Source organism: Enterococcus sp. AZ163 (genome assembly GCF_050498925.1).
In the GTDB taxonomy this organism is placed as follows: domain Bacteria; phylum Bacillota; class Bacilli; order Lactobacillales; family Enterococcaceae; genus Enterococcus_A; species Enterococcus_A ferrettii.
The window spans coordinates 3,463,258-3,486,656 of sequence record NZ_JBIPAO010000001.1 but is presented as its reverse complement, the minus strand read 5'-3'; the positions used below and the strand labels follow the sequence as shown (position 1 = coordinate 3,486,656).

The window sequence follows — 23,399 nt, the reverse complement described above, 5'->3', positions numbered from 1 at the left end:
CGCGTCTAGTTATCACACTAAAATCAACTGAGCAAAAGCACTGATCATCCGCTCATAATCGTGGGGGATTCCTTTATTAGCAATGACAATATCTACCTCAGACCAAGGGGCTACCTGAACCAAAGAGGTGGTCTCAAATTTGCTGTTATCCAACAAAACTACTTTTTTAAATGATTTTCGCAGCATCATTCGCTTTGATTCTGCATCCACCAAAGAGGAGGTGCAAAAGCCTTTGCGATTTTTAACCCCGCTAGAGCCAAAAAAGCAAAGATCAAATTGAACATCGGGATACATTTCTTTGCCCGTATCATTGCGAAAGGCCATATCGCTGGCTGAATATTGTCCACCAAAGGAATGGATCATATGATGCCCATTGGCCAGCTGTAAAATAGCAGCCAAAGATCCAGTAAATAGTTGGCGTTGGTCGAAGGAAAGCATCTGCTTAGCTAATAGAGCAATGGTACTTCCTTGGTCCAAGCCAATTACTCGATCTTTTTCAGTAATCAGCTCGAGTGCCTTTGCTGCAATCCGTTCCTTTTCCCTTAAATTAACGGTTCGTAAGGAAACGGGGGCTAGCTCTTTTTCCTTAACTAGTACAGCTTTCCCATGTTGCTTTTGTAAGATTCCCTCTCCCTCTAAATAAGCGAGATCTTTGCGAATCGTTTCATCTGAAACATGAAAATAGTTGACTAGCTGGGCAACCTTAATCGCTTCTTCTTGGTACAACCATTCGGTTATTGCTTTTCGTCGTTGGGCAATCTCAGCCGCTTTCATCTGAATTCCTCCCTGCTCTCACTGATAACGTATCATTCTATTCCAAAAAACTCAAGAAAAAATTTGGGAAAAACAGAAGAAATCCAAGCTTTTTGACAAAATTCAATGAAATGCGTGGCTTTATTGCTTGTGTATTTCTATACTAAAGGAGAAGAGGAGATGATAGGAAATGGCGACTGGAATTATCGACAAAGAAAAGAACATTGCCAATGTAGTCACAAACGGGAACGACCGAATTCAACGCATGAAGGATAATCTATTTAAAGAAAAACGTCAAATCTCTTTAGAGCGGGCCTTGCTCTATACGGAGAGCTATCAACAGACAGAGGGAGAAACAACCATTATTCGCCGTGCGAAAGCAGTGGCTCATATTTTAGCGAAGACGTCTATTACCATTCGTGAAGGTGAGCTGCTGGTGGGAAATCGTACTGTTCGTCCTCGTTCAGGAATCGTTTCACCAGAAATGGATCCTTACTGGATTCTAAAAGAAATCGATACAATTGCTACCCGGCCTCAGGATCAGTTTGAATTTACTGAAGCTGACAAAATGGTTTATCGTCAAAAGCTTTATCCCTATTGGGAAGGCCGTTCCATGAAGGATTTTATTAATGGGCAACTAACTGACGAAGTTAAAATAGCGTTGAAGGATGAAGTCTTCAAACTAAATCAAACAGACAAAGGTCAAGGTCATATCATTATGGATTTTCCGGCTGTTCTGAGTAATGGAATAGGCTATTATATTGAAAGCCTAAAAGAGAAAACAGCTGAAGAACCTGACAATGCATTTTTTCAAGCTGGCTTGATCATTTTCCAAGGAATGCAGGAGCATTTCCTGCGTTATGCTGACTTAGCAGAAGAAATGAGTCAACTAGAGAGTGACCGTACTCGTCAAGAGGAATTAACAAGAATTGCAGCGATGTGCCGAAAGCTAAGTGTTGAAAAGCCTGATTCCTTTTATGAAGCCCTGCAGTTATTATGGATGACCAGTATTGTCGGACAATATGAATCAAATGCGTCCTCCTTGTCATTAGGACGGATGGATCAATACATGTATCCTTACTATCAAGCTTCTCTAAATGACGGAATTTCTGAAGCGTTCTTGTATGAAGTTCTGGGAGATTTTTATATTAAAACAAATGATGTTGTGCTCCTGCGCAGCGAAAGCAGTGCTAAATGCTTTGCTGGGTTTCCAACCGGATATACAGTTGTTTTAGGTGGGTTAGATGAGTATGGGCACACTTCGGTAAATCCATTGTCTTATATTATGCTGGATTTATATCATGAGGTTCTTTTGCCACAGCCGAATCTTTCCGTTCGCATGAATGAATTAATTCCTCGACGGTTCTTATTGAAAACCTGCGAAACAATCCGATTAGGTACTGGAATCCCTCAGCTTTTCAATGATGAGGTTTGCGTGCCGGCCTTCTTGAGTAAAGGCGTTTCTTTGGATGATGCTCGTGATTATGCAACAGTAGGCTGTGTTGAAACCTCAATTCCTGGAAGAACCTATGGCTTGCATGATATTGCTTTGTTCAACTTATTACGCATCATGGAATTGAGTATGTACGAGCTGAAGGATAAAAGTGATGTAACCTACGATGAGCTTTTCGAAACTATCAAAGCTAAAATTGCTTACTATGTAGAGCTGGTAGCCAAGGGATCGGACATTGTTGATTTAGGTCACAGACAGTATGCACCCACGCCCTTTCTCTCAGTTTTAATTCAAGACTGTATAGAAAAAGGCAAGGATGTGACCGAAGGCGGAGCAAGGTACAACTTCTCTGGTGTCCAAGGAATTGGTGAAGCGAACCTGAGTGATTCCTTGTATGTCATTAAAAAGATGGTTTTTGAAAACCATGAAATGAGTTTCTCTGAATTGGTAGAGGCGATGGCAGCAAATTACACGGGTGAATACGAAGCGCTGCAAAAGCATGTTATCCAAGATTTCGAAAAGTATGGCAACGATGATGATGAAATTGATCTGATTGCTGCTCGCTTATTTAGATATTATGCCAAAGAACTGGAAAAATATACTAATGTTCGCGGTGGACAGTTTATTGCTGGAGCTTATACCGTTTCTGCCCATATTCCATTAGGAGAAGCAGTTGGTGCAACACCAGATGGACGGAAAGCTCAAGAACAATTGGCGGATGGCGGCTTGTCACCAATGGTAGGCCGAGACCACTTAGGACCAACAGCCGTTTTAAAATCAGTCAGCAAATTGGATAACTATTTAACGGTAAATGGCAGCTTGCTTAATTTGAAATTTCAACCAAATACGCTAAAAGGACAGCAAGGCTTAAATAAATTTGCCGATTTTCTAATGGCTTATACAAAACTAAAAATTCAACACGTTCAATTTAACGTTCAATCAAAAGCGACCTTGTTAGATGCTCAAAAGCATCCAGAAAAATACACGGGTTTGCTAGTTCGGGTGGCGGGTTACAGTGCCTTCTTTGTTGATTTGAATAAACAAATTCAAGACGACATCATTGCTCGTGTTGAACATGAATTGTAGAATAGAGGAATATCCATGTCCAAAGGATTAGTATTTAATATCCAACGCTATTCCGTACACGATGGTGGTGGAATTCGGACCATTATCTTTTTGAAAGGCTGTCCACTAAAATGTCCCTGGTGCTCCAATCCAGAATCAAGAAAAGCAGTCGCTCCAACGACTTGGACCAAAAACGGTAAGATAGAAACTGTTGGAAGTTGGCGCACAACCGATGAGTTAGTGGACGAAGTGATGAAGGATGAAATATTTTACCGAACCTCTGGTGGAGGAGTAACACTTTCTGGAGGTGAAGTATTAATGCAGGCTGACTTTGCCGCGGATTTGTTATCAGAATTTAATTATTTAGGTGTACACACTGCAATTGAAACAACGGGCTGTTTTCCTTTGAGGGAGATTAAAAAGTTAACACCTTATTTGCAGCAGGTCCTATTTGATTTGAAAATAATGGATGCAAAGTCAAGTAAACGAGTGATAGGTTCTGAGATTAAAATGGTCAAAGAAAATTTTGAGTTTCTCTTAAGTCAGGATCACTTAGAAGTGATTCCACGTATCCCCTTAATCCCCGGATACACAACAGAACCTGAAAATATTTCAGCCTTGATCAAGTATTTGCAAAATCTGGAGGTAAAAGAAGTTCATTTGCTTCCCTTTCATCAATATGGCAGCAGCAAGTATGATTATTTAGGTTGGGAATATACTATGAAGGACACAAATACGTTAACCCAGACTGAGATAAATGAAATAAAGAACGAATTTGAAGATGCAGGTATCTATACAAATGTTGATGGCTTAGAATAAGTAGGGACTGTCAGGAAACTGGCAGTCTTTTTATTGATTTTTTCCAAAGGCGATTGCTTTCATTTTTTTAATCGGTTATAGTATGAAGCGAGACTTTACCAGGCCGGCCCCTATTTGTGAAAAGAAGCACGGCTAAGACACAAGAAATAGGAGATAAGAGTTTGAAACCATCAATTTATGAATTAAGAAAAGAAGCCTTGATTGATTGGCTGATTGAGCATGGAGAAAAGAAATTTAGAGCAACGCAAATTTGGGAATGGTTGTATCAAAAACGGGTAACCAGCTTTGAACAAATGAGCAACCTTTCGAAGAAAACAATTGATCTATTGGATGAAAATTTCTGCATCAATCCGTTAAAGCAGATGGTAGTGCAAGAATCAAACGATGGAACTGTTAAATACTTATTTGAATTGCCAGATAAAAATATGATTGAAACGGTCTTGATGCGGCAAGAATATGGCTTGTCCGTTTGTGTGACTACCCAAGTAGGCTGCAATATTGGGTGTACATTCTGTGCGTCAGGTCTGTTAAAAAAACAAAGAGATCTAACCGCTGGTGAAATTGTGGCCCAAATCATGCTAGTACAACACTACTTTGATGAACGAGGTGAAGATGAACGAGTATCTCATGTTGTTGTAATGGGAATCGGGGAACCTTTTGACAACTACGAGAATGTAATGGACTTTATTTACGTGATCAATGATGCCAAAGGTTTAGCTATCGGTGCTCGTCATATTACGGTATCGACAAGTGGTTTAGTACCTAAAATCAAGAAGTTCGCCGAAAACGGACTGCAAGTTAATTTGGCCATTTCATTGCATGCTTCAAACAATGAAGTTCGTTCTTCGATCATGCGAATTAATCGCAGCTTCCCCATTGAAAAATTAATGGAAGCTGTTGATTACTATCTGGAATCAACCAATCGTCGAATTACTTTTGAGTATATTATGCTTGCGAACGTTAATGATCGTCCAGAGCATGCCAAACAATTGGCTGAACTTTTAAAAGACAAAAAAAAGCTGACATACGTTAATCTGATTCCTTATAATCCGGTGAGTGAACATGATCAATATTCTCGTAGTTCAAAAGCAGACGTTTTACGCTTCTATGATGTGTTGAAGAAAAATGGTGTCAATTGTGTCATCCGTAAAGAACACGGTACTGATATTGATGCAGCCTGCGGTCAATTACGCAGCAAACAAATGAAAAAAACGGTTACGAATTAATCAAAGAATCCTTTCACTTACAGGTGAGAGGATTTTTTACGTTTAAGGAAATAAGGGATCAGTGGATTTATCGTCATCGAAAAAAGTCCAATGATAGGCGCCGAAGACTGAAAAAAGTAGCGCAGCAATAATCAATAACCACGTGTAATCATCAGAAAAAAGTGCACCCCCAAAGGCCACCGATGACAGACTTTGGCTAATTCGAAACCAGGTTTTGTGCTTTCTTAACTGCGCCAACTCTTTAGCATCAGTAATCAGTTTTTCTTTCATGATAGAATCCTCCTTTACGAGTTCATCTAAAGTTACTTCATAAAATTCACTTAATGCAATTAACTTTTCGATATCTGGATAAGTCTTTCCTAATTCCCAATTCGAAATCGTTTGACGAGAGACATACATTTTTTGAGCAATTTTCTCCTGTGAAACACCCATTAATTCTCTCCGCCCTTTTAATACTTTACCAACTCCCATAATTCTCACCTCACAATAATTATCCAAAATACCCCACTTAATTACTAGCAAAGAATGTTTGCATCGCAAAAAAATAGTGAATTGAAGAGGGAAAATTGCTACAATTAACAGAAAAGGTCGGAGGGTTCAGATGAACTATCAGGAGGATATTGAAACAGTTTTAAGTCATCGTTATGATCAGAAATGGGATTATTGGACGACAGAGGATCGCAGATTAACTAATGGTGGTGCATTTTCTTGCATTGCCTCCGCAAATTATTTATTGGAATTAGGTGTCTCACCAGAAAATCCAATTTTACAAACAGTTGGTGAGCTGATTTGGGAATCTTGGAAAGAACCGGGAGATTTCAAGCTATATCCGAAGGGCCCCGTTTTTCCCTGCCAAACTATTCCAGCAGCAACCCTGCTGATTCGTTTAGGCTATTTGGAAGATCCTCGAATCAAGAAAACATTGACTCATTTAATGGAAACTCGCTACTCGGATGGTGGCTGGCGATGCAAGAAGTTCTATTTTGGCAAAGGGCCTGAAACCGAACACTCCAATTCTTTACCTACGTTAAATGCACTAAATCTATTTCGTCATACCGAATACTTTTCTGATGATCGCTTGAACCAGGCGATTGAGTTTCTTTTAAGTCATTGGGAAACGAAAGCCCCGATCGGACCCTGTCATTACGGGATTGGGACTTTATTCATGCAGGTAGAATATCCTTTAAGTGATTACAATATTTTTCATTATGTTTACGTATTATCCTTTTACGAATATGCGCGCAAAGATCATCGTTTCAAGGATGCTTTTGAAGCATTAAAAAAGCGCACGGTAGAGGATCAAATTGTGGTTGAACGAGTAAATCGTAAGCTGGTCAAACTGGAATTCTGCAAAAAAGGACAGGTGAGTGAACTGGCTACTAAAAAATATTTGGAAATCTTAGACCGAATGAGTGATTAATTGCGTACCTTTGAATAGATAAGGAGCGTGATAACATGAAACTGCATGAAATAAGAAAAGAATACGGACTAAACCAAACCACTTTTTATGGATGGCTGAGGGAGTTGGGGGCAATTAGAAAGGCCGATACAGGCTATGTAGTAGGGGATAATCATTTTGACGGGATGGAAAATTTGGTCACTCGTCGAGTAAATGAGAATGGAGAATTTATAGAACGAACCCAAGTAAAAATCGACAATCAAAAAATTCCTTATTTACTGGAAAAGTATAAGCAGTCTGGCTTGCCTAAGCTGTATTCTCCTACAAAAATGGCTGAAACGAGTGTCGGTTTAGAAGAACTATCCGCCTTGGAAACGCGAGTGGCCGTTTTGGAAAACCAGCTGTTTGTATTAACGCAGCAAATGCAGCTGCTGCTAAAGAAATAAACTCAGCCAGGCAAAGTTTTTGACACCGTTTTCTTTAGCGCGCATAATAACGCGAAAGAGAGGATGATCAAAATGACAATGGTATTTGTGAATTTTCCAGTAACCGATTTGCCGCGTTCAATTCAGTTCTACGAAGCATTAGGCTTTAAGAAAAACGAAGAATTTTCAACTGAAGAGGCTAGTGCAGTAGTCTGGGACGACCATTTTTGGGTGATGCTGTTGACTCCTGATTTTTATCAAAAGTTTATCAAGGATCGTGAAATAGCTAATCCCAAAACTACCAGTGGCGTACTCGTGTCATTTAGTTTAGATAGTGCTGAAGCAGTCAAACAATTTGCAGAAAAGGCTAAAGAAAATGGTGGTGATTACTACCATATAGACATGGGGATTCCTGAAGATCAAATGTTTGGTTTGGAAGTAGAGGATCCGGATGGCAATATTTTAGAACCAAATTGGATGAATATTTAGCAAATAGCTAACCCTCAGTCTTAGGATTGGGGGTTCTTTTTTGGTCAAACCCTCCACTAAACCACCAATCTTTCTATTTCCCGTATACTATAGATCTATTTACCAAGGGGGATGATTGGATGAACGTAAAAGAAGAACAATATCTCAAAAGAGTCATAAAAAAGGTCAATGAAAAGGCCGACTCACTGGGGGAAACGATCGATTCCAATGAAGACCAGTACAAAAAGCTGAAGAGACATACCGTTGATTATAAGGCGGAGCTGGACAAATACGAGGTGTACAATTATCAACAGACGATGAATTTCATTGATCGCAGAAGTACACTGGAAACAGGCATCCTGCAAAAATTGAATTATCAAAAGAGCAGTCCGTATTTTGCTAAAGTAGGTTTTCAATATCAGCAAGAGCAGGAGGTTGAACCATTTTATATCGGTCGTTACGGTTTCGCAGATGATAGAGGGGAGCAACTGATTTACGATTGGCGGGCACCAATTGCCTCTTTATATTATGAATTTAACTTAGGACGGGGCTCTTATGAATCCTTTGGCAAGATATTCCAAGGCAACATTTTAGAGAAAAAGCAATTCGAAATACATGATGGAGAAATCCAGTTATTGGTGGACACAGAAGATACAGTCAATGACGAATTTCTACTACAGGAGTTAAGTCAATCCTCCACTCATGAAATGAAGACCATTATTCAGACTATTCAAAAAGAACAAAATGAAGTGATCCGCAATACTAAAACTAAGAATCTGATTATACAAGGAGTGGCCGGTTCAGGGAAAACAGCCATTGCACTGCATCGAATGGCTTTTCTGCTCTATCAAAAAAGAGCAAGCTTAACGGCCGAAGATATTTTGATTATATCGCCGAACCTAATTTTTTCCAGCTACATCAGCAATATTTTACCAGAATTGGGTGAAAATGATTTACAGCAGTTGGACATTACGACATTAGGGAAAAGCTTTATGGAAGGGACAGTTTCCGTTTCCAGCCGACAGACAGAATTAACCGAGATGATAGAACGCCCAAATTCTCAGCAAAGCAAAAGTTATCGATACCGTGACTCCTCAGAATTTTTTGAAAAATTAACAGCCTATCTTCAACAGTTAACACAACAGGTCGTTGCCGAAGACTTAGTATTAACACAAGAAAAGATCCTCTCCAAAGAAAATCTAGGCCGTTTTTTTGAAAATCCAAGACAACAGCCATTAGTTGTTTTGATTGAACAAGTCAGCAGAAGAATTGCAGAAGAAGAAAGGTTAGAAGACAGCAAGTCAGTCGCAGCTAAATTAAAGAAACGCATCGGATTTTCCAACAGTTTATCTGCTTATTTAAACTTTTTATCTACTTTACCGCAAGGGTGTCAGGGAGACAGTGATAAAAATCTTTTAGCAAGCAGCGATTTGTACCCGTATTTGTATTTCAAATTACGATTCGAGGGGATTAAGTCCAAGCAACAGATTAAACATTTAGTCATTGATGAAATGCAAGATTATTCCATGCTGCATTTTCGAGTTTTGCAGGCGCTTTTTCCGGGTGAAAAAACAATTTGTGGGGATATAAATCAAGCATTGACCAAGGATCAGAAACCATTTTTAGAAGAGCTCAGCGACTTGTTACCAGCCAACCAATTGGTAACGTTTGATAAAAGCTATCGCTCCAGTTATGAGATTGTTGAATTTGCCAAACAATTCGCTAATAACCCCGAGATGACAGCAGTAAAACGACACGGTAACCCCGTCGAAATGATACCGGTGGTTGATTTTCCGGATAAACTGATTAAACTAAAACAAAAATTAGTCGAATTTCAACAGAGTCGTTTTACGACTTGCGGAATTATCTGTCAAAGTTTACAAGAAGTTAAGCAGCTGCTTACCGAACTATCTATGCCACTAACGATTATCAACGAGAACACCAGCAAAGTTGAAGAAAGCATCGTACTAACAACAATTCAATATGCTAAAGGATTGGAGTTTGATACAGTAATTTTGCCTGATATAGAGATTGGACAGTTGAAACAAACGGATAATCGATTGTATACCAGCTGTACTCGAGCGCTTCATCAGCTGGTCATACTTACAAATTAGTCGTAAAAAACCCTGCCAGAATCCCATATAATTCTGGCAGGGTTATAAGTGCGTTACTATTTTTTCTCGCCGATTTCTTCTTTTAATCGATAAATTTTTGAAGGTCGGCCGATTCCTACTGGACGTTCACCAATCTCATCAAAATATTGCAGCATTGCCTTTTTGAAATTTGAGTGGTCAACGGTTTTAAAATCAATACCTAAAAATTTAGCAAATACTTTGCGCGCTTCAGTAATGGTAAATTCTTCGCCGAGTACTTGAAGAATCAATGGTTCGTGATCCATTTTATTCACTACACGATTGAAAGCTTTACGAATGATTTCGTTATGGTCAAAAGCAAGGGTATCTTTGCCAATTGACTTACCGGTTTCCAAATCAATCTCAATAGAGATATCGTCACTGGTTAAGGTAAGAGTGTCTTCCTGACGCTCCATGTTGAACCAACGGGCATCCTGCGTGTCATCACCAGCCTTGGGCGGTACTTGACCTAAGAAAGCAATGTAGCTAACCGTAATAACCCAGCCGCGAGGATCACGATTTGGTGTGCTGAAGGTGTGTAGCTGTTCCACGTTGCGACGACCAATCGTTAAGCCAGTCTCTTCTTTTGTTTCTCTGCGAACACTATCATTGGTTGATTCGTTGCTTTGTACAAAGCCTCCGGGCAGTGCCCATGAATTGCGGTAAGGATTGCCACGACGTTGAATCAAAAGAATCTTTAATTGATCTTCTTCTTTATTGTAGCCCATGACAACAATATCTACTGTTACTGAAGGTTTTTCATATTGGGGATGATCTTGCTGTTTGTACCAAGACAAAAATTCTGACTCGGAAGCTTCATGTTCATAATAATCCTTTTCTGCTTCTTTTGAAGGAAATTCTTTCATGACTATCCACCTTATCTTTTAAAAGTAATTGATACTATATTGTAGCATGAATAACGAAAAAAAGGGAACTCCATTTGGAATTCCCTTTAAGTGTTTAGTTAGATGCTTCAGTGCTGCTTTGTGCTGATTCTTCGGTAGAAGACTGGCTTGAAGCTTGATCAGATTCTTCAGTAGAAGCTTCTGATTTTTTGTCTGAAGATTTCTTAGAACCAGAAGTTCCAGTAGAGTCAGTTGTTCCTAAGAAGTCAGCCAAAATGTTGTCGAAGGCTTCATCCTTGATCTTCACGTTCGCTTTTTTCAATTCTTCACCGATAACTTCAGAAGTGAAGGTTTGATCTGCCATTTTAGTATTTTCAGCGATTTCATTTACTTCTTTTTCATATTTGCTCATGTCATTGCCCTTAGGAGTATTTTTCTCCATTTTTACAATGTAGTAAGCTGTTTGATAAGTAGAAGCGTCCATTGCTGAAACAACTGCAGATACTTCGCCGTCTTTCAAAGCAAATGCTGCTTCTTTTACTTCAGAAGGAACAGTGTCAGATTGTGAATCAAATTTGATTTTGCCACCGTCTTCTTTTGTCGCAGTATCTTGTGATTTTTCTTTTGCAATTTTAGCAAAGTCGCCGCCATCATCAAGTTGTTTCTTAATTTCGTTTGCGTCATCTTCACTACTTGCCAGAATAACTCGAGCTTCTACTTCAGGATGGAAAGATTCCCATGCAGCCTTTTTATCAGCATCAGTTAGTTTGATGTGGCTCTTGATTCCTTCTTGGAAAGCTAGAGACTGTTTCAGATATTCCTTGTAAGAAGATTTTGTATAGCCGGCAGATTGTAATTGGCTTTCAAAGCTGTCGCCTAATTGTTTTGCTTGCTTGTTGTATTCTTTGTCAATTTGCTTATCGGTAACTTTGTCTCCGTAGGCATTTTCAAAGACATCGTAGATAATCATGTTACGAACCAGTTGTTGATTTGTTTGTTCTTTCTTTGCTTCATTGTAAAAATCTTCTACGGTCAATTTACCGCCTTTCATTGTTGCGATTTCTTGACTGTTGCTACTTGAACAAGCACCTAAAACTAAGACGCTTAATAGTCCAGCAGTAGCTAAAACGATTTTTTTCTTCATGCTCAGTTACACTCCTGTATTCATTTATTTGCGTATTATTGCTCCTCAATCACTATACCATACTTAAATTTGTAAAATAAAGGCTTTTAAAGATAGTTTCTATAAAAATTCACAATAAAGGCATAAAAGAAAGGACGGAGCCGTAAAAATGCTCCCATCCTGTTGATTATTTAAATTTTTCTGGACGTTCTAGAATAAAGCGACCTTGTTTATTACCATTTGTTTGTAATTCTTCTGGTAAGTGGCTCTGAATGAGAGCTACTTGTTCTTGAATTTGTTGAATTCGAGGCTCAGCTTCGAATTTAAAATCCTCCAAGTCACTTTCTAATTCCGCCTTGAATTCTGGAACCAGCGTGTGAACAGTTGCTTTCAATTCCACCAAGGATTCACGAAAATCAGTCAAGCTGTCATTCAATTCGTCAGTTAATTGAACCACATCACGGACATCATTAACCAGTTTTTCACGCGTTTCTTCTCCTCTTCTTGGTGCAAGAAGAAGACCGCCGATGGTTCCGACACCTGCGCCAACTAAGAGTCCTTTGAAAAAGCCCATTTATTTCACCTGCTTCTTAATTGCTTCAGCAATTGCTTGCATTTCTTCTTTTGACTGTTTTTCTGAATGATCACCAAAGTGAATGGAGAAATCATCCTTTTTACTATAACGAGGAATTAAGTGTACATGTGAGTGAAAAACCGACTGATAAGCTAATTCTTTATTATTATTTAATATATTCAAGCCCTCCATTTCGGGGAAAGCTTTTTCTAAAGCTTTTGCGACCTTGGGAACTCGGGCAAATACTTCGCTGGCCAATGATTCATCATAGTCAAAGATATCGGCAACATGCTGTTTAGGGACAAGTAAAGTGTGACCCTTAGTTACTTGAGAAAGATCTAAAAAGGCATATACTTTATCGTCTTCATACACTTTATAGCTGGGAATTTCTTGGTTAATAATTTTACAGAAGATACAATTTTCCATAACAGACACCCTTTCTTTTTTTGCTTACTTTCACTTTACCATAACTTTTCTTAACTGTGCGGAAAAATGAAATCACTTTGTCAAAAATCTTTGTAAAACTTCTGCTATAATATAGAACAAGTATTGGAGGGAATAAGATGAGTTTATCTATTCAGCAAGTAACAGGCGGTTACGGCCATGTGCCTGTATTAAAGGATATTAGCTTTGATGTAAATAGTGGAGAGATGGTTGGCTTAATTGGATTAAACGGGGCCGGAAAATCTACTACAATAAAAAATGTAATTGGTTTGCTTACTCCTCAAAAAGGGAAAATTACGATTGACGAGTTAACCTTGTCTCAAGCACCAGAGGAATATCGGAAAAAAATTGGCTTTATTCCAGAAACACCTTCATTATATGAAGAATTAACCTTGCGAGAGCACATTGAAGTGACAGCGATGGCATATGATATTCCCAAAGAGGTAGCGATGGAGCGAGCTGAGCAGCTGTTGAGAACGTTTCGTTTAGAGAATCGTTTAGAATGGTTTCCAGTTAATTTCTCTAAGGGAATGAAACAAAAAGTAATGGTTTTATGCGCATTTTTGATTCAACCCAGTTTGTACATTATTGATGAACCTTTCTTGGGCTTAGACCCATTGGCAATTAATGCCTTGTTGGAATTAATGATGGCAATGAAAAAAGAAGGGGCTGCAATTTTGATGTCCACTCATATTTTAGCAACAGCTGAAAAGTATTGTGATCGTTTTGTTGTTTTACACAACGGGGAAGTGCGAGCACAAGGAACCTTAAGTGAGCTTCAACAAGAATTTCATCTGCCAGGTTCTTCCTTAGATGAAATCTATGTCGCATTGACAAAGGAGTCTGAGGCGAATGTCTGATTTTTTTAGTCAGCGGCTAAGACTGCACCAAAAGAAAATGATGAAGTACATGCGTTACGTTTTAAATGATCATTTCGTCTTAGTTTGTTTGTTTTTAGTAGGTGGTTTGGGGTTTTACTACTCAAATTTGTTAAAAGAGCTGCCGCCAGATTTCATATGGGGGTTACCTATTGTAGGCTTCCTTTGGTTTCTAGTTTTACCAGCAGGAAAGCTGGTCACTTTGATTGAACCAGCCGATACTACCTTTATTCTGCCGAAGGAACGGCAAATGGACGGCTATCTGCAAAAGGGGCTAAGCTATTCGTTGGTCTTCCCATTTGTATTAATTATTCTAATCGTTGGCATCTCAATGCCGTTATATGTTGTCAGTACGGGCGATGGCTTTATTAATATCCTTTGGTTTGTACTGATGCTTTGGCTTTTAAAATACAGCCATTTAACTATTTTGCGCATGGTATGCTATCAAGGAATTGAAGAAAAGGCTCGTCAGTTAAAGCTGCTTTGGTATGTGGCTAGCCTAGCAGTAATTGCTGTTAGTTTATATACGACGCCATTAGCAGGTACGGCAATGGCGATGATAGTGACCTTTTTCTTTTACCAAGCAACCAAGGCTGAAAATCGGTTGCTGGATTGGGAGAAAATGGCTGATTATGAACGCAGTCGCTTATACCGAATTTATCAGTTCATCAATTTGTTCACCGATGTACCGGAAATTGAAGCCAAGGTGAAACGACGCAAATACTTGGATGGTCTGTTAGCAAGAATTACTTTTAAACAATCGAATATTTACCTTTATTTATTTATGCGCCGGGCATTGCGGGGGTCTGAATATAGTGGACTTTATCTTCGTTTAGTGGTAATTGGCGGTATTCTTATTTTTACACTGCAGGATTTTCTTTTTGCCACTGGAGTCGCGGCGTTATTAATCTACTTGATTGGGTTTCAAATGATTCCATTATACGGTCAATTCGATTATATTAGTTTTATCCAATTGTATCCGGTAAGCCAAAAGACGAAACAAGCTTCGCTACAAAAGATGATTGTGAGCTTGCTGGTAATTGCTGCCTTTATTTTTGCAGGTGTTGCTTTAACCCAATTATCTGTCCTAAATAGTCTTTTGATGTTAGCCATTTTAATGGGAGAAATAGCTTTGTTTGTTTGGTTGTATGTACCAGCTCGAATCAAAAAGATGGAGGATTAACCGATGAAAATATTATGGAACGATAAAATTGTTGATGAATCAGAAGTAAGAATTGATACTGAAGATCGCGGGTATCAATTTGGTGATGGAATTTATGAAGTGATTCGTATTTACGATGGACTGTTATATATGGAAGAAGAACATTTGGAGCGGTTTTGGCGCTGTGCAGACAAAATTCGTTTGACCCTGCCTTTCTCAAAGGAAGAATTCAGTCAACGGTTGCATCACTTTGCTGAAGAAGTGGGGATTGAAAACGGACGGCTGTATTTCCAAATAACTCATGGAACAGCTAAGCCTCGCCTGCACGACTTTCCAAATGCTAAAGAGGTTATGCCGGTCTTAACTGCTGACATTCAAACGGCTAATCGTCCTGTCGAAAAACTTGAAAAAGGAATTCGCGGCGGATTTGTCACTGATAAACGTTGGCTGCATTGCGATATTAAATCAATTAGCTTACTAGGCAATATCTTAGCTTTAAATGAAGCAAAAGAGAACGGATATGATGATGCCGTACTGGTTAGAGATGGGATTGTAACTGAAACTTCAGCATCTAATCTTTGGATGGTAAAAGAAGGTATTTTATATACTCATCCGGATGGTGAATTAATTTTACCAGGAATCACTAAAATTAAGGTGCGGGAACTAGCAACGGCACTAGGTATTCAGTTAATTGAAGAACCTTTTACTAAGGAACAATTAATTGAAGCAGATGAGTGTTTCAAAACTAGTTCGGTTGCTGAAGTAATGCCGATTGTTAGTATTGATGGTAAAAATATTGGTAAAGGAACACCTGGTACGGTCACAAAACAACTACAAAAAGCTTATATTGACGCTATAGAGGAATCTGTAAAGAAAATGTAATCCAAAAAGGCTAAAGAAGAACATACATGCGCTTGACGAAGCCACCTTCCCTAGCTAGAATAAGAGGTACTGCGAAAAAAGCATGAGGAGGCCCATGAGATGGATTTTCAGTTAGATAGCGAATGGCGTGTCAGTCCAATCAAGGGCGACACCGGCAAAACCTACATCGGGTATCGCGATGAAGACCGTGTCTTTATAAAACGAAATACCACTCCTATGCTGGCAGCTTTATCTAGAGAAGGAATTGCACCTAAGTTGGTGTGGATTAAACGGACAGGCAATGGTGATACGCTAACTGCGCAGGAGTGGTTGGACGGTCAAGTGCTTAGCCCTGAGGAAATCAAGCAGCGCAACGATGTAATAGATGTTTTGTACCATCTGCATCATTCGGACTCGCTAAAAATGATGTTGAAAAAAGTAGGTGGACGTCAAGTCTCTCCTCAGCAATTGTTGGCAGATTTTGAAGAAAGGTTATCGCCGGCTTTGCAACAGAACAGTTTCATTGAATTAGTCCATAGTTATTTGAAAAAAAATATTCCTTACTATCCGAAAAAAAGCTACACCGTAGTACATGGTGATGTCAATCACCGCAACTGGTTAGTGTGTCGGAATTATCTTTATTTGGTTGATTGGGATTCAGTTATGTTTGCTGATCCGGCTTTAGATATTGGAACAATCTTAGGAAGTTATGTACCGCTTTCTAGTTGGAGCAAATGGTTAGTGAGGTATGGTATAAGACCAACTGATGCGAACATGGAGCGTGTATATTGGTACGCTCTGATGAGTTTGTTATTAGAAATATCCCGGCTGTATCGTCGTCAGGAATTTCGTCATATGAATCAATTAATATTGCAATTAAAACGAATTTTTGCGGGAAGCTGAACGATTTAGGTTCAGCTTTTTTTAAGGAGGAAATAAATCATGCGTGTAAGAAAAAGGTCGGGAGCAGAGGAACTGCTGGCTGCTCACCCGCAACTTGTTGTAGAAGACCCTCAAGCCTGGAAAGGTCGTTGGCACGAGCGTTTTGGCAACGATCAGCCAATTCATATCGAGATTGGTATGGGAAAGGGCCAGTTCATTAATCAAATGGCACAGGCTCACCCCGGAATTAATTACATTGGGATTGATATGCAAATAAGTGTAGTATCCTTTGCTTTAGATAAATTAATTGAAGAGCCGGTGTCAAACCTGCAATTGCTGCATGTTGATGGGTCAGAGCTAACCAACTATTTTGCGGAAAGTGAAGTAGATCAGATTTACTTGAATTTTTCAGATCCGTGGCCTAAGAAAAGACATGAAAAACGTCGTCTAACCTATCGAAGTTTTTTAGCGGTAGATGAAACCATTCTACGACCCAATGGAGCGATTCATTTCAAAACAGACAATCAAGGATTATTCGAATATTCTTTAAGCAGCTTTTCAAAGTATGGCATGATTTTGGAGCAGGTTTGGCTTGATCTACATCATAGCAGTTATGAAGGAAACATCATGACCGAATATGAAGAAAAATTCTCTAAAAAGGGACAGCCGATCTATCGGGTAGAGGCTCGTTTTCCAGATAAAACAAAAAAATAAAACTTTTTTAGCGAGTCGAGATCAGACTCGCTTTTTTTGCGTACTTTATCAATGAGGTGAAGGAGATGACGATTGAAGAACTTTCAACAGGCTTAGTAGAGTATGGTGCCAAAAAGCAGATGCAGGATTTCTATTTGATGCCTAAAGATGAGCATTATGAATATTATTTTCGCCAGGGACCTTATTATCATGGGCAGGGGTGTGTCTCAGGTGAGATTGGAAGGCAGTTAATTAGCCGCTTTAAGTATTTGGGACAAATGGACGTTAGCGAAAGGCGTAAAGCACAATTAGGTGCAATTACTTATTCCTTACACCAACAGGAGCAGCGGTTACGTTTGTCTACTGTAGGCAATTATCTGCAACGAGAGAGTCTAGTTATTCGTTTTTTGCATTCTTTTGGACACAGTCGTGAAAAATACTTATTACCAGAACAGTTACCAACAATCCTTCAGGCTTGTCGCTCAAAAGGGTTGTATCTATTTTGTGGTCCAGTCGGTTCTGGGAAAACAACCTTAATGTACAAACTGGCTAAGGAAAGTCATGGGCAAGTATTAACTATCGAAGATCCCGTTGAGATTGAAGAACCAGACTTTTTGCAGCTGCAGGTCAATGAGAAGATTGATCAAACCTATGAGGAGCTGATCAAATTATCATTACGCCATCACCCAGATGTGTTAATAATTGGTGAAATCCGCGATCAAAAGACGATTCAAGGAGCAATTCGAGCAGCCTTAACAGGTCATTGCGTATTTGCGACGCTGCATGCTTCAAGCTTAGAAGCAGCGGAGAATCGGGCAATTGAGTTGGGAGGGGATCAACATTTGTTACAAGATTGCTTACGCGGAATTATTTACCAAGAATTGCTTCCCTGCCAAGAAAATGAAGTGGGGTTATTAATGAGCTACACCTTTTATGATGATCCCCCGCAGCTTTTTACTTGGCAGGAAGGCTTAAGACAGATTGGGGAAGATATGCAATGAAGAAAAGACTAACTCCACAACAAAAAATTAGCTTCTGCCAATTACTAGGTGATTTGTTAATTAATGGATTTAGCCTGCAGCAAGCCTTACATTTTTTGCGAACCGCTGATATTTTTTCAGCAGAACTAGTGGAAATAGTTCAAAAAAATCTGCACAGTGGTCAACCTTTATCAAAAAGCTTTTCTCAATTGAATTTTTCCGCTGATCAAGTACTGCAAGTTGCTTTGGGAGAGATGCATGGAGGGATTGCTCTTACGCTAAAAGGAATAGCCAATCAAATGTTGCTGATTCAAAAGCATCGTCAAAATTTCATTAAAGCTGTTTCTTATCCAGCCATGCTTCTACTTTTTTTACTGTTGATTCTGTTGGGAATGCGAACCCTTCTTTTACCTCAATTATTAGACAGTGGAATGATTGCTGCTGATAATCCTTCGATTCTCTTTATTCAAGCAGCTCCTTGGTTCGTTGTAGCAGCTTTGTCCGCTGGGCTATTCGTACTAAGTTTATGGAACTACTGGGGAAAGAAACAAAGCTATCTTATTAAGTACAGCTTCTTAGCTAAACTCCCCTTTATTGGCCGGCTGCACCGCGATTATTATTCAGCCTATTTTGCATTAGAATGGGGAAAATTATTTGATCAGGGTCTCGAGCTTCAACAGATTATTGCCTGTTTACTAGCAACAGAAAAAAAGTCGCTTATGAAAGAATTAGCTGCTTCACTTCAAGAGAAGCTCGTTCAAGGTCAATCTTTAGCACATCAATTAAGAGACTACCCTTTTTTAACCAAGGAATTTAGTCAAATTGTTCAGCAGGGGGAAGTTCGTGGGAATTTAGGAAAGGAACTGCTCACGTATAGTCAGCTTGTTTGGCAGCGTTTTTTTGCCCGTTTAGAGTTTTTGTGTTCTTGGTTGCAGCCGGTAGTATTTTTGTTCGTTGCTTTATTGATTGTTAGTATTTATGTCGCTATGCTTTTGCCGCTATCCAGCGGTTTGGAGGGAATATGGTGAAAAAGAAAAAACTTGAAGGTTTTACTCTATTAGAAATGATGGTCGTACTTTTTGTGATCAGTATCCTATTACTATTGTTTGTACCAAATATTATGAAGCAGAAAGACTCTGCCCAGGGGAAGAATGATGAATCAATTGCGAAGGTTGTAGAGACGCAGATGGAAGTTTATGAACTAGATACAGGCATTCGTCCAACATTAGAAGTATTAGTAGACGAGGGGTATATTACAGACAAACAAAAAAAAGTCTATGAAAAAGTTAATCCTTAGATGAGGTGTAAATCGGGATATACGCTGTTCGAGACCTTAATTGTTCTAATGATAGTTTGCAGTTTTGTTTTACTGCCAACGTTGATGTTCTCCAACTGGCAGCGAAAACTGGAGGAACGATCTTTTTATTATCAGCTGGAAAAGTCGATATTACATCTTCAGCAGTTGGCGATCTGTGATCAAAAAAATGCTCGGTTTGACTTGCACCCAGATAAACAGCTGATTACTTTTACGGCCGTCGATGAGGAGCTACCCTGGAAAAATTTGGAAGTGCCAAAGTACGTTGTTTTGCATAGCGGATATTCCATCATGTTTAAAAGCAGTACCGGAAATGTTTCTACGAATCAGCCAGAGACTGGTATTCCTAAAATTAGATTCACTGACAGGTCTGGAGAAGTTATTTATCAATTTCAATTAGGAAGTGGTCGTTTTGAAAAAAAGTAGAGGGTACATTTTGTTAGAAAGTCTAGTAAGTCTGTCTCTGCTATTTGGGATGACCTATGGATACTTGTCGATTACTATTCATCTACAAAAACAAACACTGCAACAGTTGGAAAAGATTGAAGAATATCGCAATCGATATATTGAGCTTCGTCATAAACGACTTTATCCCTAAAAAAACTAGAGGAGGAAGATAGTGGGAGAAAAAGAGCGCTGGCGAATTAAGGGATTTACTCTTTTGGAATGCTTAGTGGCATTGCTGGTATTAAGTGGAAGTCTTCTTTTGCTAGATGGTTTGATTAAGCACATGGCCAAGATGGAGCAGCAGCTAACAGCCTATCATAGCCGTGAATGGGAAGTAGGCTTGCTGCAATTAGAAAATGAACTTGCAGGATTTGATTATAGTAACACTGAAGCCCATCGAATTGTGCTGAAGGATAAAGAAGGAAGCACACTCAAAATAGAAAGAGCCAATTCAACAGTAAGAAAAAACTATAAAAATGGGCATCAACCGTTGTTTACTCAGGTATATGCTTTCAGCTGTCAGGAAGTAGATCACACTGTAGAATTTGATGTTACTTTCAACGACGGCACAAAGAAGAAAGGAACTTGGGTGATTGAATAAACGCGGTGGAATTCTAATTTCTGTCTTACTGTTTATTTTTCTTTTCAGCTTTTTAGTTTTACAACTGCTGTTTACCTATCGTCAAACAGCAGATTTCTCAAAACGGACCATTCAGCTGTATCAAGCAAAAATTGCCAAGGAAGAATTTTTAATCGTATACCAACCATTGAAAGAAGAGCAAGGAACTTGGCTTTTTGACCAGGGGGACCTGTCCTACGAAAAAAAGAAAGATACAGTAAAAATTTGTGTAACTATTCAGGGGAAAATGTATACTTTTTCTGAGAAAATAGCTAAGGAAACCAGCCAGTCTGCGGGTAATTCCACCAATAAAAAAGAAACAACTGAAGGACACTTGAGAAATCCGTGAAATTTGTGAAAGTGTTAGTAAAGCGCTCGTCTCTTTACTAACACTTTTTGTTCTGTAATCGATACAGACTAACACACATGTTTGTGAAAAAGTTTTACAGGTAGTTTTCTTCCAAAAACACTAAAAATCCGCAATTTTAAAAAGAAAGCGATTGATTATTTTTAAATTGTCCGCTAAAATAGAACAGGTATCATAGGTGTTATACTAGGAGGTATAAGATGAATCCAGAAAAAATTGAAACAGCTTTTTCTTTGATGAATCAAGCAGTGGAATTATTGCAGCAAAAACTAGAAACTTCCTTTTTTGACGCCTATATCGAAAATGCGGAGAATTTAGTGGATGGTGCAAAAGTACGTGTGGTTGACCAAACACCTGATCAGCAAACCGTCAGCCAAGTAGAAAAACTCTACCAAGATATTTTAGAACTGAACTTGAAAAAAGAAGAATGGCGTAAAGTCACTCAGCTGCTATTACTGAAAGGCTCTAAACAAGAAACATTACAGCCTAATCATCAGTTAACACCAGACAGCTTGGGTTTTTTGTTTGTCTTTTTGATTGAGCAGTTAACAGCAGATAAGCAAGCACCTATTCGTGTATTGGATATTGCAGTTGGTATGGGGAATTTACTTCTAACAACCATTTCTAATTTACAATTAGCAGGTTATAAAGTTGAGGCGGCTGGTATAGATATCGATGATACCTTATTAGCAATCGCTGCTTCAGACAGTGCTTTAATGGAAGAAGAAGTTCAATTGTTCCATCAGGACAGCCTGCAGGATTTATTAGTAGATCCAGTAGATTTCACCATTGGGGATTTGCCTATCGGTTACTATCCCAATGATGAAAAGGCGCGCCAGTTTATCACTAGTTCGGAAAAGGAGCACAGCTATGCACATCATTTATTGATGGAGCAAGCGATGGCTTACGTAAAGACAAGCGGTTTTGGATTATTCCTGCTGCCAAGTAATTTTCTGGAAGCTGAACAAGGCCCGCTATTGCAAAAATGGTTGGGTGCAGAAGTCTTCCTGCAAGGAATTATTCAATTGCCAGACGAATTGTTCAAATCCGAACATTCTCGCAAGAGTATATTAATTCTGCAAAAAGCTGGTGGAGATGCTCAGCAGGCTGAAAAAGTGCTGCTGGTTAAATTACCTACCCTTAAGGATCCAAGTAAGGTAACAGAGTTTTTCAAAAAATTCGAGGGCTGGAAGTCTTCTAATTTATAAGCTAAAACAAAAGGAGAGTAAAAATGTCAAAAACAATTGCAATTAATGCTGGTAGCTCAAGTCTAAAATGGCAGTTATACCAAATGCCTGATGAAACCGTCGTAGCTAAAGGAATTGTAGAAAGAATTGGAATTAAAGATTCAATTTTTACGATTAAATATGGTGATGGAGAAAAATTTGAAAAAGTATTAGACATTAAGGATCATGAAGTAGCTGTTCAAATGCTTTTAGACCAATTGATCGACCTAAAAATTATTTCATCCTTTGATGAGCTTACAGGTGTAGGACACCGTGTTGTAGCCGGCGGCGAATACTTCAAAGATTCAACGATTATCACTGATGATGTGTTGGAAAAAATTGAAGAGTTAAGTGAATTCGCTCCATTGCACAATCCAGCTAACGCTATGGGAATTAAGGCATTCCGCCGTATCTTGCCTAACGTGTTAAGCGTGGCTGTTTTTGATACATCTTTCCATGCAACTATGCCGAAAGTGAACTATCTTTACAGCATTCCTAAAGAATACTATGAAAAACATGGGGCTCGTAAATATGGCTTCCATGGAACCAGCCATCGTTATGTGTCTGAACGTGCTGCTGAGTTATTAGCTAAACCGATCGAAGAAACAAAGATTATTACTGCCCATATTGGTAACGGCGGATCTGTTACAGCAGTTGAAGGTGGAAAATCAGTTGATACTTCGATGGGCTTCACGCCTTTAGCAGGTGTCACTATGGGAACTCGCTCTGGAGATATTGATCCATCATTATTGCCATATTTGATGGAAAAAGAAGGGATTTCTTCTATTAATGAAATGATTGATATTTTAAATCAAAAATCTGGTGTTTTAGGATTGACTGGTCTTTCAAGTGATATGCGTGATATTGAAAATGGCGCAGCTGGCGGTAATGAAGACGCAATTCTAGCTTTAGAAATCTATGCTGACCGCATCCGTAAATACATTGCTCAATATATTGCAGTTATGAACGGTGTTGATGCGATTGTCTTCACTGCTGGTGTGGGTGAAAATGGCGATATCGTTAGAAAAATGGTCTTGGAGCAAATGACTTGGTTCGGAATTGACTTGGATGCAGCTGTAAACCAAAAAATTCACGGCAAAGAGGCTGAAATTTCAACACCTGATTCAAAAGTAAAAGTCTATGTTATCCCAACAGACGAAGAATTAATGATTGCTCGAGATGTTGAGCGTTTAAGTAAATAAAAACAATGAAGAAGGTGACCTGGAAATGCCGATTAGCATTT

At 39.0% G+C, this 23,399-nt stretch carries 27 protein-coding genes; 21 read left to right on the top strand and 6 right to left on the bottom strand.

The genetic code is table 11. The annotated features are described in order from the left end of the window. Positions 1 to 12: 12 nt before the first annotated feature. The gene (locus tag IGI46_RS16760) at positions 13 to 774 is read right to left on the bottom strand and encodes a DeoR/GlpR family DNA-binding transcription regulator (protein ID WP_207701139.1); all 762 of its coding nucleotides are present in this window, start codon (positions 772 to 774) and stop codon (positions 13 to 15) included. 169 nt (positions 775 to 943) lie between these two features. On the opposite strand from IGI46_RS16760, the gene IGI46_RS16755 reads away from it, so the two are divergent. The 3 genes from IGI46_RS16755 (at position 944) to rlmN (ending at position 5,316) form a co-directional block, all read left to right on the top strand. Next, positions 944 to 3,292: a formate C-acetyltransferase gene (locus IGI46_RS16755; protein ID WP_429964102.1), complete on the top strand. Its 2,349-nt coding sequence runs from the start codon at positions 944 to 946 to the stop codon at positions 3,290 to 3,292. A 15-nt stretch (positions 3,293 to 3,307) separates the two neighbouring features. Continuing rightward, complete coding sequence (locus IGI46_RS16750; protein WP_429964101.1) at positions 3,308 to 4,090, top strand: glycyl-radical enzyme activating protein; 783 nt, start codon at positions 3,308 to 3,310, stop codon at positions 4,088 to 4,090. Positions 4,091 to 4,251: 161 nt separating this feature from the next. Further along, a complete protein-coding gene (gene rlmN / locus IGI46_RS16745; RefSeq protein WP_207701142.1) occupies positions 4,252 to 5,316 on the top strand; it encodes a 23S rRNA (adenine(2503)-C(2))-methyltransferase RlmN in 1,065 nt (354 codons plus the stop codon). Positions 5,317 to 5,358: 42 nt separating this feature from the next. Here the strand turns inward: rlmN and IGI46_RS16740 are convergent, their stop codons facing one another. Next, a complete protein-coding gene (locus tag IGI46_RS16740; RefSeq protein ID WP_429964100.1) occupies positions 5,359 to 5,787 on the bottom strand; it encodes a helix-turn-helix domain-containing protein in 429 nt (142 codons plus the stop codon). Between the two features lie 130 nt (positions 5,788 to 5,917). On the opposite strand from IGI46_RS16740, the gene IGI46_RS16735 reads away from it, so the two are divergent. The 4 genes from IGI46_RS16735 (at position 5,918) to IGI46_RS16720 (ending at position 9,722) form a co-directional block, all read left to right on the top strand. Further along, the gene (locus IGI46_RS16735) at positions 5,918 to 6,736 is read left to right on the top strand and encodes a prenyltransferase (RefSeq protein WP_429964099.1); all 819 of its coding nucleotides are present in this window, start codon (positions 5,918 to 5,920) and stop codon (positions 6,734 to 6,736) included. A gap of 35 nt (positions 6,737 to 6,771) precedes the next feature. After that, the gene (locus tag IGI46_RS16730) at positions 6,772 to 7,161 is read left to right on the top strand and encodes a hypothetical protein (protein WP_207701145.1); all 390 of its coding nucleotides are present in this window, start codon (positions 6,772 to 6,774) and stop codon (positions 7,159 to 7,161) included. A 72-nt stretch (positions 7,162 to 7,233) separates the two neighbouring features. Beyond that, the gene (locus IGI46_RS16725; RefSeq protein WP_429964098.1) at positions 7,234 to 7,629 is read left to right on the top strand and encodes a VOC family protein; all 396 of its coding nucleotides are present in this window, start codon (positions 7,234 to 7,236) and stop codon (positions 7,627 to 7,629) included. Positions 7,630 to 7,748: 119 nt separating this feature from the next. Continuing rightward, positions 7,749 to 9,722 (top strand): HelD family protein, encoded by a 1,974-nt coding sequence (locus IGI46_RS16720; RefSeq protein ID WP_429964097.1) that lies wholly within the window; start codon positions 7,749 to 7,751, stop codon positions 9,720 to 9,722. Between the two features lie 56 nt (positions 9,723 to 9,778). On the opposite strand, the gene IGI46_RS16715 is transcribed toward IGI46_RS16720, so the two are convergent. The 4 genes from IGI46_RS16715 to IGI46_RS16700 form a co-directional block, all read right to left on the bottom strand. After that, positions 9,779 to 10,606 carry an NUDIX hydrolase gene (locus tag IGI46_RS16715; RefSeq protein ID WP_207701148.1) on the bottom strand — a complete coding sequence of 276 codons (828 nt, stop codon included), beginning with the start codon at positions 10,604 to 10,606 and terminating at the stop codon, positions 9,779 to 9,781. Between the two features lie 94 nt (positions 10,607 to 10,700). After that, the gene (locus IGI46_RS16710; RefSeq protein WP_429964096.1) at positions 10,701 to 11,729 is read right to left on the bottom strand and encodes a peptidylprolyl isomerase; all 1,029 of its coding nucleotides are present in this window, start codon (positions 11,727 to 11,729) and stop codon (positions 10,701 to 10,703) included. Between the two features lie 166 nt (positions 11,730 to 11,895). Further along, positions 11,896 to 12,282 (bottom strand): YtxH domain-containing protein, encoded by a 387-nt coding sequence (locus IGI46_RS16705; RefSeq protein ID WP_207701150.1) that lies wholly within the window; start codon positions 12,280 to 12,282, stop codon positions 11,896 to 11,898. After that, the gene (locus IGI46_RS16700; RefSeq protein ID WP_429964095.1) at positions 12,283 to 12,717 is read right to left on the bottom strand and encodes an HIT family protein; all 435 of its coding nucleotides are present in this window, start codon (positions 12,715 to 12,717) and stop codon (positions 12,283 to 12,285) included. Positions 12,718 to 12,845: 128 nt separating this feature from the next. Between IGI46_RS16700 and IGI46_RS16695 the strand changes: the two genes are divergently transcribed. From IGI46_RS16695 to IGI46_RS16630, 14 genes are all read left to right on the top strand, one after another. Further along, complete coding sequence (locus tag IGI46_RS16695; protein ID WP_429964094.1) at positions 12,846 to 13,586, top strand: ABC transporter ATP-binding protein; 741 nt, start codon at positions 12,846 to 12,848, stop codon at positions 13,584 to 13,586. Then, on the top strand, positions 13,579 to 14,787 hold the full coding sequence (locus IGI46_RS16690) for an ABC transporter permease (protein ID WP_429964093.1): 1,209 nt from the start codon (positions 13,579 to 13,581) through the stop codon (positions 14,785 to 14,787). The genes IGI46_RS16695 and IGI46_RS16690 overlap by 8 nt, the downstream gene beginning before the upstream one ends. A gap of 3 nt (positions 14,788 to 14,790) precedes the next feature. Next, the gene (gene dat, locus IGI46_RS16685; RefSeq protein ID WP_429964092.1) at positions 14,791 to 15,648 is read left to right on the top strand and encodes a D-amino-acid transaminase; all 858 of its coding nucleotides are present in this window, start codon (positions 14,791 to 14,793) and stop codon (positions 15,646 to 15,648) included. Between the two features lie 99 nt (positions 15,649 to 15,747). Further along, positions 15,748 to 16,530: a phosphotransferase family protein gene (locus IGI46_RS16680; RefSeq protein WP_207701155.1), complete on the top strand. Its 783-nt coding sequence runs from the start codon at positions 15,748 to 15,750 to the stop codon at positions 16,528 to 16,530. A 39-nt stretch (positions 16,531 to 16,569) separates the two neighbouring features. Then, positions 16,570 to 17,223 (top strand): tRNA (guanosine(46)-N7)-methyltransferase TrmB, encoded by a 654-nt coding sequence (gene trmB / locus IGI46_RS16675; RefSeq protein ID WP_207701156.1) that lies wholly within the window; start codon positions 16,570 to 16,572, stop codon positions 17,221 to 17,223. A gap of 65 nt (positions 17,224 to 17,288) precedes the next feature. Beyond that, positions 17,289 to 18,203, top strand: a complete 915-nt coding sequence (comGA, locus tag IGI46_RS16670) for a competence type IV pilus ATPase ComGA (RefSeq protein ID WP_207701157.1) — start codon at positions 17,289 to 17,291, stop codon at positions 18,201 to 18,203. After that, positions 18,200 to 19,210, top strand: a complete 1,011-nt coding sequence (gene comGB / locus IGI46_RS16665) for a competence type IV pilus assembly protein ComGB (protein ID WP_429964091.1) — start codon at positions 18,200 to 18,202, stop codon at positions 19,208 to 19,210. Before comGA ends, comGB begins: the two co-directional genes overlap by 4 nt. Continuing rightward, positions 19,204 to 19,479 (top strand): competence type IV pilus major pilin ComGC, encoded by a 276-nt coding sequence (gene comGC / locus IGI46_RS16660; protein ID WP_429964090.1) that lies wholly within the window; start codon positions 19,204 to 19,206, stop codon positions 19,477 to 19,479. The genes comGB and comGC overlap by 7 nt, the downstream gene beginning before the upstream one ends. A gap of 48 nt (positions 19,480 to 19,527) precedes the next feature. Then, on the top strand, positions 19,528 to 19,923 hold the full coding sequence (gene comGD / locus IGI46_RS16655; protein WP_429973855.1) for a competence type IV pilus minor pilin ComGD: 396 nt from the start codon (positions 19,528 to 19,530) through the stop codon (positions 19,921 to 19,923). After that, the gene (locus tag IGI46_RS16650) at positions 19,910 to 20,095 is read left to right on the top strand and encodes a hypothetical protein (RefSeq protein WP_429964088.1); all 186 of its coding nucleotides are present in this window, start codon (positions 19,910 to 19,912) and stop codon (positions 20,093 to 20,095) included. The genes comGD and IGI46_RS16650 overlap by 14 nt, the downstream gene beginning before the upstream one ends. Before the next feature lie 21 nt (positions 20,096 to 20,116). Beyond that, complete coding sequence (comGF, locus tag IGI46_RS16645) at positions 20,117 to 20,545, top strand: competence type IV pilus minor pilin ComGF (RefSeq protein ID WP_429964087.1); 429 nt, start codon at positions 20,117 to 20,119, stop codon at positions 20,543 to 20,545. Further along, positions 20,538 to 20,912, top strand: coding sequence for a competence type IV pilus minor pilin ComGG (gene comGG / locus IGI46_RS16640; RefSeq protein ID WP_429964086.1), 375 nt, complete (start codon positions 20,538 to 20,540; stop codon positions 20,910 to 20,912). Before comGF ends, comGG begins: the two co-directional genes overlap by 8 nt. Positions 20,913 to 21,130: 218 nt before the next feature. Next, entirely contained in the window at positions 21,131 to 22,138 is a 1,008-nt protein-coding gene (locus tag IGI46_RS16635) for a class I SAM-dependent methyltransferase (protein ID WP_429964085.1), read from the top strand. 23 nt (positions 22,139 to 22,161) lie between these two features. Then, the gene (locus IGI46_RS16630) at positions 22,162 to 23,358 is read left to right on the top strand and encodes an acetate/propionate family kinase (protein ID WP_429964084.1); all 1,197 of its coding nucleotides are present in this window, start codon (positions 22,162 to 22,164) and stop codon (positions 23,356 to 23,358) included. Positions 23,359 to 23,399 lie beyond the last annotated feature (41 nt).

What these genes read in the sequence shown, in the direction of transcription:
- IGI46_RS16760 (WP_207701139.1), bottom strand. Translation starts at nt 774, where the DNA reads ATGAAAGCGGCTGAGATTGCCCAACGACGAAAAGCAATAACCGAATGG.
- IGI46_RS16755 (WP_429964102.1), top strand. Translation starts at nt 944, where the DNA reads ATGGCGACTGGAATTATCGACAAAGAAAAGAACATTGCCAATGTAGTC.
- IGI46_RS16750 (WP_429964101.1), top strand. Translation starts at nt 3,308, where the DNA reads ATGTCCAAAGGATTAGTATTTAATATCCAACGCTATTCCGTACACGAT.
- IGI46_RS16740 (WP_429964100.1), bottom strand. Translation starts at nt 5,787, where the DNA reads ATGGGAGTTGGTAAAGTATTAAAAGGGCGGAGAGAATTAATGGGTGTT.
- IGI46_RS16735 (WP_429964099.1), top strand. Translation starts at nt 5,918, where the DNA reads ATGAACTATCAGGAGGATATTGAAACAGTTTTAAGTCATCGTTATGAT.
- IGI46_RS16730 (WP_207701145.1), top strand. Translation starts at nt 6,772, where the DNA reads ATGAAACTGCATGAAATAAGAAAAGAATACGGACTAAACCAAACCACT.
- IGI46_RS16725 (WP_429964098.1), top strand. Translation starts at nt 7,234, where the DNA reads ATGACAATGGTATTTGTGAATTTTCCAGTAACCGATTTGCCGCGTTCA.
- IGI46_RS16720 (WP_429964097.1), top strand. Translation starts at nt 7,749, where the DNA reads ATGAACGTAAAAGAAGAACAATATCTCAAAAGAGTCATAAAAAAGGTC.
- IGI46_RS16715 (WP_207701148.1), bottom strand. Translation starts at nt 10,606, where the DNA reads ATGAAAGAATTTCCTTCAAAAGAAGCAGAAAAGGATTATTATGAACAT.
- IGI46_RS16710 (WP_429964096.1), bottom strand. Translation starts at nt 11,729, where the DNA reads ATGAAGAAAAAAATCGTTTTAGCTACTGCTGGACTATTAAGCGTCTTA.
- IGI46_RS16705 (WP_207701150.1), bottom strand. Translation starts at nt 12,282, where the DNA reads ATGGGCTTTTTCAAAGGACTCTTAGTTGGCGCAGGTGTCGGAACCATC.
- IGI46_RS16695 (WP_429964094.1), top strand. Translation starts at nt 12,846, where the DNA reads ATGAGTTTATCTATTCAGCAAGTAACAGGCGGTTACGGCCATGTGCCT.
- IGI46_RS16690 (WP_429964093.1), top strand. Translation starts at nt 13,579, where the DNA reads ATGTCTGATTTTTTTAGTCAGCGGCTAAGACTGCACCAAAAGAAAATG.
- dat (WP_429964092.1), top strand. Translation starts at nt 14,791, where the DNA reads ATGAAAATATTATGGAACGATAAAATTGTTGATGAATCAGAAGTAAGA.
- IGI46_RS16680 (WP_207701155.1), top strand. Translation starts at nt 15,748, where the DNA reads ATGGATTTTCAGTTAGATAGCGAATGGCGTGTCAGTCCAATCAAGGGC.
- trmB (WP_207701156.1), top strand. Translation starts at nt 16,570, where the DNA reads ATGCGTGTAAGAAAAAGGTCGGGAGCAGAGGAACTGCTGGCTGCTCAC.
- comGA (WP_207701157.1), top strand. Translation starts at nt 17,289, where the DNA reads ATGACGATTGAAGAACTTTCAACAGGCTTAGTAGAGTATGGTGCCAAA.
- comGB (WP_429964091.1), top strand. Translation starts at nt 18,200, where the DNA reads ATGAAGAAAAGACTAACTCCACAACAAAAAATTAGCTTCTGCCAATTA.
- comGC (WP_429964090.1), top strand. Translation starts at nt 19,204, where the DNA reads ATGGTGAAAAAGAAAAAACTTGAAGGTTTTACTCTATTAGAAATGATG.
- comGD (WP_429973855.1), top strand. Translation starts at nt 19,528, where the DNA reads ATGATAGTTTGCAGTTTTGTTTTACTGCCAACGTTGATGTTCTCCAAC.
- IGI46_RS16635 (WP_429964085.1), top strand. Translation starts at nt 21,131, where the DNA reads ATGAATCCAGAAAAAATTGAAACAGCTTTTTCTTTGATGAATCAAGCA.
- IGI46_RS16630 (WP_429964084.1), top strand. Translation starts at nt 22,162, where the DNA reads ATGTCAAAAACAATTGCAATTAATGCTGGTAGCTCAAGTCTAAAATGG.